Here is a 6,441-nt window from a genome sequence, read left to right on the forward strand (position 1 = left end):
AAGTCTTCCGGTTCATGCCCAACGGAGTCTATGGCTGTTTTGCCAATGTCGCGAATTTCGTCTTGGAATTGCTGAGACCTCTATTTCCATCTCATACATGGCGTTGAGCACCATAATCTCGATTTCTTCCAGCACGTCTTTCGGGCCGATTTTCCGGGGAGGCGACGGGGGATTTCGGAAAGCTGGTCTTCAGGCTTTTAAAAACTTCCACAATCCGACCGTGCCGCTTAAACGTCAGTTTGTCTCCGGCCGGCTGCCTGCACGCGAATGGGTGCAAATTCATCGTCAAAATTGAAAACCGAAAGAAATGGTATTGTCTTATCGCTCTGCATTGCTGCTTCGTTCAGGCCAATTGCGGCTTGCAGAGCTTGTTTTTTGAGAGGGTGCCGCTGCATGAAGTCGTTCATATCGGTCAGCAATTTTGCCTGTTTCTCTGAGTACTGGATGAGACTGCGGTCATTCTTGACGGCTTCTTCGGCAACCTTCAGGACTTTTTCCATTCTCACAACGTCTGCTTTCCTGGCTTCAAGTTCAGCTTCCAGACGCATCTGACGGGACGGTTCCTCAATCAGTTGCCGAATCTTGCCGCCAGTACCATCATCACCGCCCAGTTCTAACTGTTTGTTTCTCAGGGCATTAATCCGTTGTTCATTGGTGTCAGAAGTGTCAGGTTCAAGACCCACGGCTGCTTCGGTGGCTTCAAGAAACGCGTCATGATCCGCCAGGTCCTGTTTTGCACTTAATGCAGCTTGATATTTATGATGCAGGGCTGAATCCAGCCGATCCAGATCGATTTTATCTGAGCTTGATGGGTGTCCATTGATGTTTTCATAGTCGAACATTTGCTGTTCTTTGCGAACCAGATTTTCTCGTGCAGCAACTTCTTCAGCCATTGCATTGGCTAAATCCATACTTTTCCTGTCGTGCTCATGCAGAAACTCCGTGACCTGAGCGTACATTTTTCTGGTTAAAGGCAGTTCACCCCGTACTCCATCGATTTCATCGGCTGCGGCATGAAGCGGAGTGTATGTATAGCCATTAACATGAAAAACGTAGTCAGCTTCTTGCAGCGAAGTGGGGTCGAAATGTATCCGGACGTACTGATTTGTTTTGGCTTTCAGTTTCTCAACGATTTTATCTCGTACGTCTACACTGTACCCCAGCAGGAAATTTATGATCTCCTCTGCTCGCTCTTTATTGGTTTGTTCGTCACCTGCAGACAGGCCCAGCTCGGTCTGAAGTTGTTTCATTCCCTGATTGAGAGCGATATTACCCCGGTTATGTTGGAGAAAAATATCCATGTTGCGGTCAGCCATTTCCAGCTCATTTTCAGCTTCTCTTACTGCTCGCCTGGCTCTGGCTACCTCACGATCAAGTAAGTATCGGGGTTTTGGCCCCAGTCGGGCCATTTGTCTGTCAAGCTCATTCTCAATGACTGCGACGCTCTCAGTAACGGTAGGCCGACCCACTTTGAAAATTTCTTTGCTCAGTTTTGAGAGTGTTTCTTCAATGAGATTGGTCTGATCATTCACACAGGCATTATTGTTATAGTCTTCAATGTTGAGTTGATGAGCAATTTCATTGTTAATATTTCTTGATAAATCTTCATCTTCATAGCGGTGGGATACTTTTAACCTTAATTCCGAAACTCTGGACCTTAGGGCTTGCACCTGTTTTTTTCGGCTGACATCTTTTTTTAATTCTACTTTCAGATCATCGGCCAGTTTAGCAATTAAAGCCTTGTCCCTTTTCCTGAGAGCAGCGCTTTCATAAGCGGAGATGCCCAGAATGCGCTCTAAAGCCATGAGCATCTCACTCTGCCGTCCTTTGGCTAGCTGATCTGCATCTTCGACATAAAAGGTAAGATGGGCATCAAGCAGGAGCTTCTCATGTTTACCTTTCCTTTTTTTGTAATCAGCAGGTTTGGTATCGTCTCCCCAGAGGGCATAATACTGCTGCTCGGTTATTTTTTTGATGACATTATTGTCATGAAGTTTTTTACGAACCCTGTCAAGTCGTTCCAGTTTGTTATCACCTTCACTGACCTGGATCCCGAGTATTTCTTCTGCGGTTTTCAGTGTATCCAGCGCCCCTTCCTCTGCCCGCTGCATAGCCTCGTTAAAGTATGTCTGAATTTTCTCAGAAATGGCGTTCCGACGATCATACACATCGCCCTCGCTATCGATGTCGACCATCTTCAGGGTTTTTTCCACAGCAGTGAGTTTCTGAAGTAGTTCAGGGCTGGGTTTGAGGCGGTCTGGCGTTCTGATCTCTTTCAGTTTTTTTCCAGGCGTGCAAGATTGTGGACCACCCTGAATACCGCTTTTTCCAGGACGTCCTGATTCTTTTCTACGCTGTTTTTACTCAGTTTAATACCAAGAATTTCTGCCAGAGCATTTTGTTTGGCCTCGGTGTAAGAATTATCTTTGGCCATGCAGTGTCTCAATTCTATGAAGCAGGACATCTTGTTGAATATCCATTGTCTTGATTTTCTGAAGCATGAGTTGGTCGTGAGCATTCATTTCCTCGATTTTTTGAAGCAGGTGTTCTTGCTGAGCGTCTACATCTGCATTGCTGTCAATGTCCTGAATGTTTAAATTTGCGGCGTTTGTTGCATAGCGGGCTTTGATTGCGGCTGCTTTTCCAGCTTCTATAACGGTTCTCGGAAGAAGGTGTCGCTGGACCAGAGCTTCTTGCTGTTCAAGGAACTGCAGAATGGCCTGCTGACGGGTTTCCGGGGTATCTTTGTCGTCAGAGATCAGGCCGAGATTACTTTCAAGGTTTGTCAGTCTCTGCAGAGCCTCATCGTCGGTCAGGTCTGTTCTATGCTGTATATGCTGCCGAACAGACTGAAAGCGGCAACAAGATTGTTTTTATTGTTCGGGGTCATACCGAACTGATCTTCAACGGCTGTCAGTATTGTGATTATAATTTCATAGTCAGGCTGTTCTACTGCAGCAAAGGCTGTGACCAACTCCTGGGTGATTTCATGAATTTTATTTCTGAGAAGTCTGGCTTGTTCTTCTGGTGTCTGGGTGCTGTCTCGACTATAAATACCATGTTCTGCTGCCGTTTCACGAAATATTTTTTCGTTTAGCTTGCCCAGTTTGGCATATTCTATCCGCAGCTCCTCCAGGTTGTTGTGTAACTCAAACAGCTGTCTCGCCATGTCGGTCATGACTCTGAAAGAAAACTCTTCGTCTTTGTGAGGATCGATCTGTGCTTCTTTGATATAGCCGACAACGGGTAACACTTTGCGAATATGCTGAAAAAAGTGCGGGTTCATCAGAAGATTTTTAAGTACGGGTTTGAAGCCAAAGTGTCCTAAGAGTTGCCTGTACATCCGGGTTGGCGTGATGACTAATGAAGCGACTTTGATGTGTTCTGGTGTGAACTCAAATTCATCTGATCCATATGCCTCATCTGGAGAAGCCAGCGCCAATGCCTGCAGGAGGGATTCGTAATATACAAGCGAACGCACCGCCAGTTTATCCTCGTTTGAAAGTACCGTCAGCTGATCTTTGTCAACGTCGGCATCGTGCTGTGCAACTAACTCCTCCAGCACCGCCATCTGCCTGCTTCGAATCACGAACCGGTAGTTTTTGAGCTGTACTTTGGTTAGGTTTCCGCATTTACTGCAGGGACGGGACTATTACCGTCGGCTTCTATCCAGAATTTATAGAGGTTTTCTACGAAAGCGACATCATCCGGATTCTGCATCAGACCATGAAAAACAATATTCTCCCCCGGAGCTTCTGCTATTTCCAACTTTGGATAACCCGCATGCACATGATAAACCCGTTTGGCATCCTCAGCGTCTACTATGTAGCCGACAGGTTTGTTGTGTGCCAGTAGTTCGTTCAGAGCCTCCTGTTGTAAATCCTCTTCCAGGACATGAACCTGAATATAGGCAGAGGCGGCAGCTGCCAGGAGAGCCTCATCATTGACAAAGAGTGATTGACCCAGACGGTGCAGTTCAGGGGGTTGATCGCCCGCAGCGATAAGGCGCATGAAGGTACGCCCATTCACTTCAACTTTTTCAACTTCAATGGTGGCAAGGCCAACATAGTGATCATTTGAGCCGAGGTTTCCTGCTCTTTCTGCAGCGGCTCTCAAAACTTTAGCCAGTTGCAGGTGGTTGGCGATTTTCGTTAACGGTTGTAATGATGAACTCCAAACTAATTGATCACGAGCAACCTCCACGGAATCCTGATCGGTCATTCCGCCTCTGACTTCAATGACCAGTTCCTTTTCTTCAAGGTTGTGGGTGAACCTGAAGACTCCCTCATCGCCTACTTTGAGAACTTTGATATATTTCTGAGCAACGTCATTTTCGCCTGTTTCAAACTGATCAACACTGGAAACACCATCACCAATACCATAAAGAATTTCTGTAAAACTCATAGTAGTAGAGATAAAGCCCTGACCTTCTGAAGGCTCATAAGGGTACGTGGTGGTAAAAGATTTGGGTATTGGCTGCTGGTCATCACCTAAAGTTGGCTGAACCATGACCTCACTACGAAGTTTCACAACATTTCCGCTGCCCAAAATATAGGCTTTCGTCTGCAGTTTGCGAGCAGCCAGTGCCTCTGTATTAATGATGGAAGAGCTGATCGCAATGGCCACTGCAAGGCTTAATGCATTGTGGCGGGTATTTGTCATTCTGCTACCTCAGAGCTGAGTACTTTTGTTATCTTGAAAAGTGATTGCCATACCTGGAGAGGAAGCACATTACAGCGGTTCATGACCGTCAATCGCTCATGGTTGTTCCGGCAAGCTGTTGAGTGAATTTAGTTCAAAGTGAGGAATCCGCCAGAAGCGAATTCAGTTCGCAGTGGTAAAGCTCAATGCCCGTATAATTGAGTGGTTTTTCAGGGAAGGAATGCATTCATGGCTGTAGAGGCTTCCTCAGGCGCTTCAGTCCCTGACTCGAATAAAGCACCCAGAGTGCAGGAGTAAGGAATACTTTCTGCGTGGGAAAACGACCATTTGGGCACATTCTCCCTGAAGTATTTTTCCCAGCTATTCTCGAACATCTTCATGGTGCGATCACGGCGGTCACGGAACTGCAGATAATTTTCATGTCGAGTCCAGCCATGCATCCTGTTGCCTGCTTTAACACGGTTTGTATAGGCTTCATCAGTTTCATTGAAGCGTTGAGGCGAGGCAATAGCGGTACGTTTCACAAATTCATCTTGCGTTTCCCCCATGCCTTTCCAGCGATTTATCTTGTCAAGACTGCGGCCCAGGGGTCCACCCAGCCACTGAGTGAGCATCTTGTTGTCGTTCATAAAGAAGTCGAAAGTGAGACTCGATGCCAGAGCGAATCCGAAGGTTTGAGCATAAGTGAATCCAGATATAAGGCCATGGGCGTATGCTCCGACAGTGGCTACCGGACCCAGCACCAGACCGGCTGTGACCGAGGCCAGAGTTTTTACTTTTTGCGGTGTCGCTCTGTGCAGCAAGGGTACCTGAACCCCTTGCCCGGAACCCATGGATTTCACTATTTCGGGCGTCAGACGTGAAATGCTGCGATAGCTGTGCGGGTTGGCGTTGTGCTGTCTGGCAAATAGCATAGCGCCGGTTTGCAGCAGAATGACTGATGACGCGGCCTTGCCCAACGGCATGACCATCCCGCCTACCTCAGAGACTTGTTCAATTCCACTGTGGTAGGCATATTGCCCGGTTCGGTCAAGATCAACACCATAGCGTTCCAGCCAGTGCTGGAAAGGTATGAGCATCCGGTGCAGGTAATCACCCCTGTTGGTCAGATCCAGAAGGTAGAGGAATGCCATGTTTGACAGCGACAGATCGGTAGCCTGCCAGACGGTATGGGTCGCCAGCAGGGGTTTGTAACTGGTGTAGTACCAGGTGACAGCCTGTACCAGAAAAGCTGAAGGTTTGACCCAGTAATCATTGAGCTGCCACTCAACTGCTGCGACATGAGCCAGCATCAATGTGTTATGGATTGCCTTGATCAGGTCTGATTCAGACAGGCCAGCAACATTGGCATAAGGTGTCAGGGTATCCTGAAGATTGCACAGGAAGGCTGCCGTCCTGCGGCCATTTTCAAAGGCAATATCGTCAAGAACGTAGTTGGCGATGACCGCAGCTGCATACTCTTTCATGCCGACAACAGACTCTTTCATACCCGCCGGGTCAGTGGCCGCCACGGTCACAGGATTAAAGGCAGTCTGCATGAAATCGTCAGCCCCCTCATCAGACAGTATCCCGACAACGACTTTGAAGCGAGGCACGTCGACACCGTGTTTGTAGCCAAGCAAGTGTTCAAATTCGGCCACTGTCTGATAACCATCAACACCTCTGACGGCCTTTATATAGTTCTCAAGTTCAACTTTACTGATCAAGCCTTCCCGCAGCAGAGTGATGATCTTGTCAGCACTGGCAGAATGGGTAGCGAAGTATTCTGAGAAGCTTTTC

The 6,441-nt window shown here is 47.5% G+C and carries 5 protein-coding genes; all 5 read right to left on the reverse strand.

Annotated features, from left to right (window positions below; all coding sequences use genetic code 11):
* Positions 1 to 227 precede the first annotated feature (227 nt).
* The gene (locus tag ACO6V5_RS00045; RefSeq protein ID WP_422492041.1) at positions 228 to 2,213 is read right to left on the reverse strand and encodes a hypothetical protein; all 1,986 of its coding nucleotides are present in this window, start codon (positions 2,211 to 2,213) and stop codon (positions 228 to 230) included.
* A 62-nt stretch (positions 2,214 to 2,275) separates the two neighbouring features.
* Positions 2,276 to 2,434, reverse strand: coding sequence for a hypothetical protein (locus ACO6V5_RS00050; protein ID WP_422492042.1), 159 nt, complete (start codon positions 2,432 to 2,434; stop codon positions 2,276 to 2,278).
* 378 nt (positions 2,435 to 2,812) lie between these two features.
* A complete protein-coding gene (locus ACO6V5_RS00055; RefSeq protein ID WP_422492043.1) occupies positions 2,813 to 3,571 on the reverse strand; it encodes a hypothetical protein in 759 nt (252 codons plus the stop codon).
* 47 nt (positions 3,572 to 3,618) lie between these two features.
* Positions 3,619 to 4,662, reverse strand: a complete 1,044-nt coding sequence (locus ACO6V5_RS00060) for a hypothetical protein (RefSeq protein WP_422492044.1) — start codon at positions 4,660 to 4,662, stop codon at positions 3,619 to 3,621.
* A 209-nt stretch (positions 4,663 to 4,871) separates the two neighbouring features.
* On the reverse strand, positions 4,872 to 6,441 hold a 1,570-nt coding region (locus ACO6V5_RS00065), incomplete at its 5' end, for a hypothetical protein (RefSeq protein WP_422492045.1).

Source organism: Endozoicomonas sp. ALD068, from assembly GCF_049310145.1.
GTDB lineage: Bacteria > Pseudomonadota > Gammaproteobacteria > Pseudomonadales > Endozoicomonadaceae > Endozoicomonas_A.

Bases quoted from the DNA above. Each gene is read 5' to 3' on its own strand.
- ACO6V5_RS00050 (WP_422492042.1), bottom strand. From the start codon at position 2,434: ATGGCCAAAGATAATTCTTACACCGAGGCCAAACAAAATGCTCTGGCA.
- ACO6V5_RS00055 (WP_422492043.1), bottom strand. From the start codon at position 3,571: ATGGCGGTGCTGGAGGAGTTAGTTGCACAGCACGATGCCGACGTTGAC.
- ACO6V5_RS00060 (WP_422492044.1), bottom strand. From the start codon at position 4,662: ATGACAAATACCCGCCACAATGCATTAAGCCTTGCAGTGGCCATTGCG.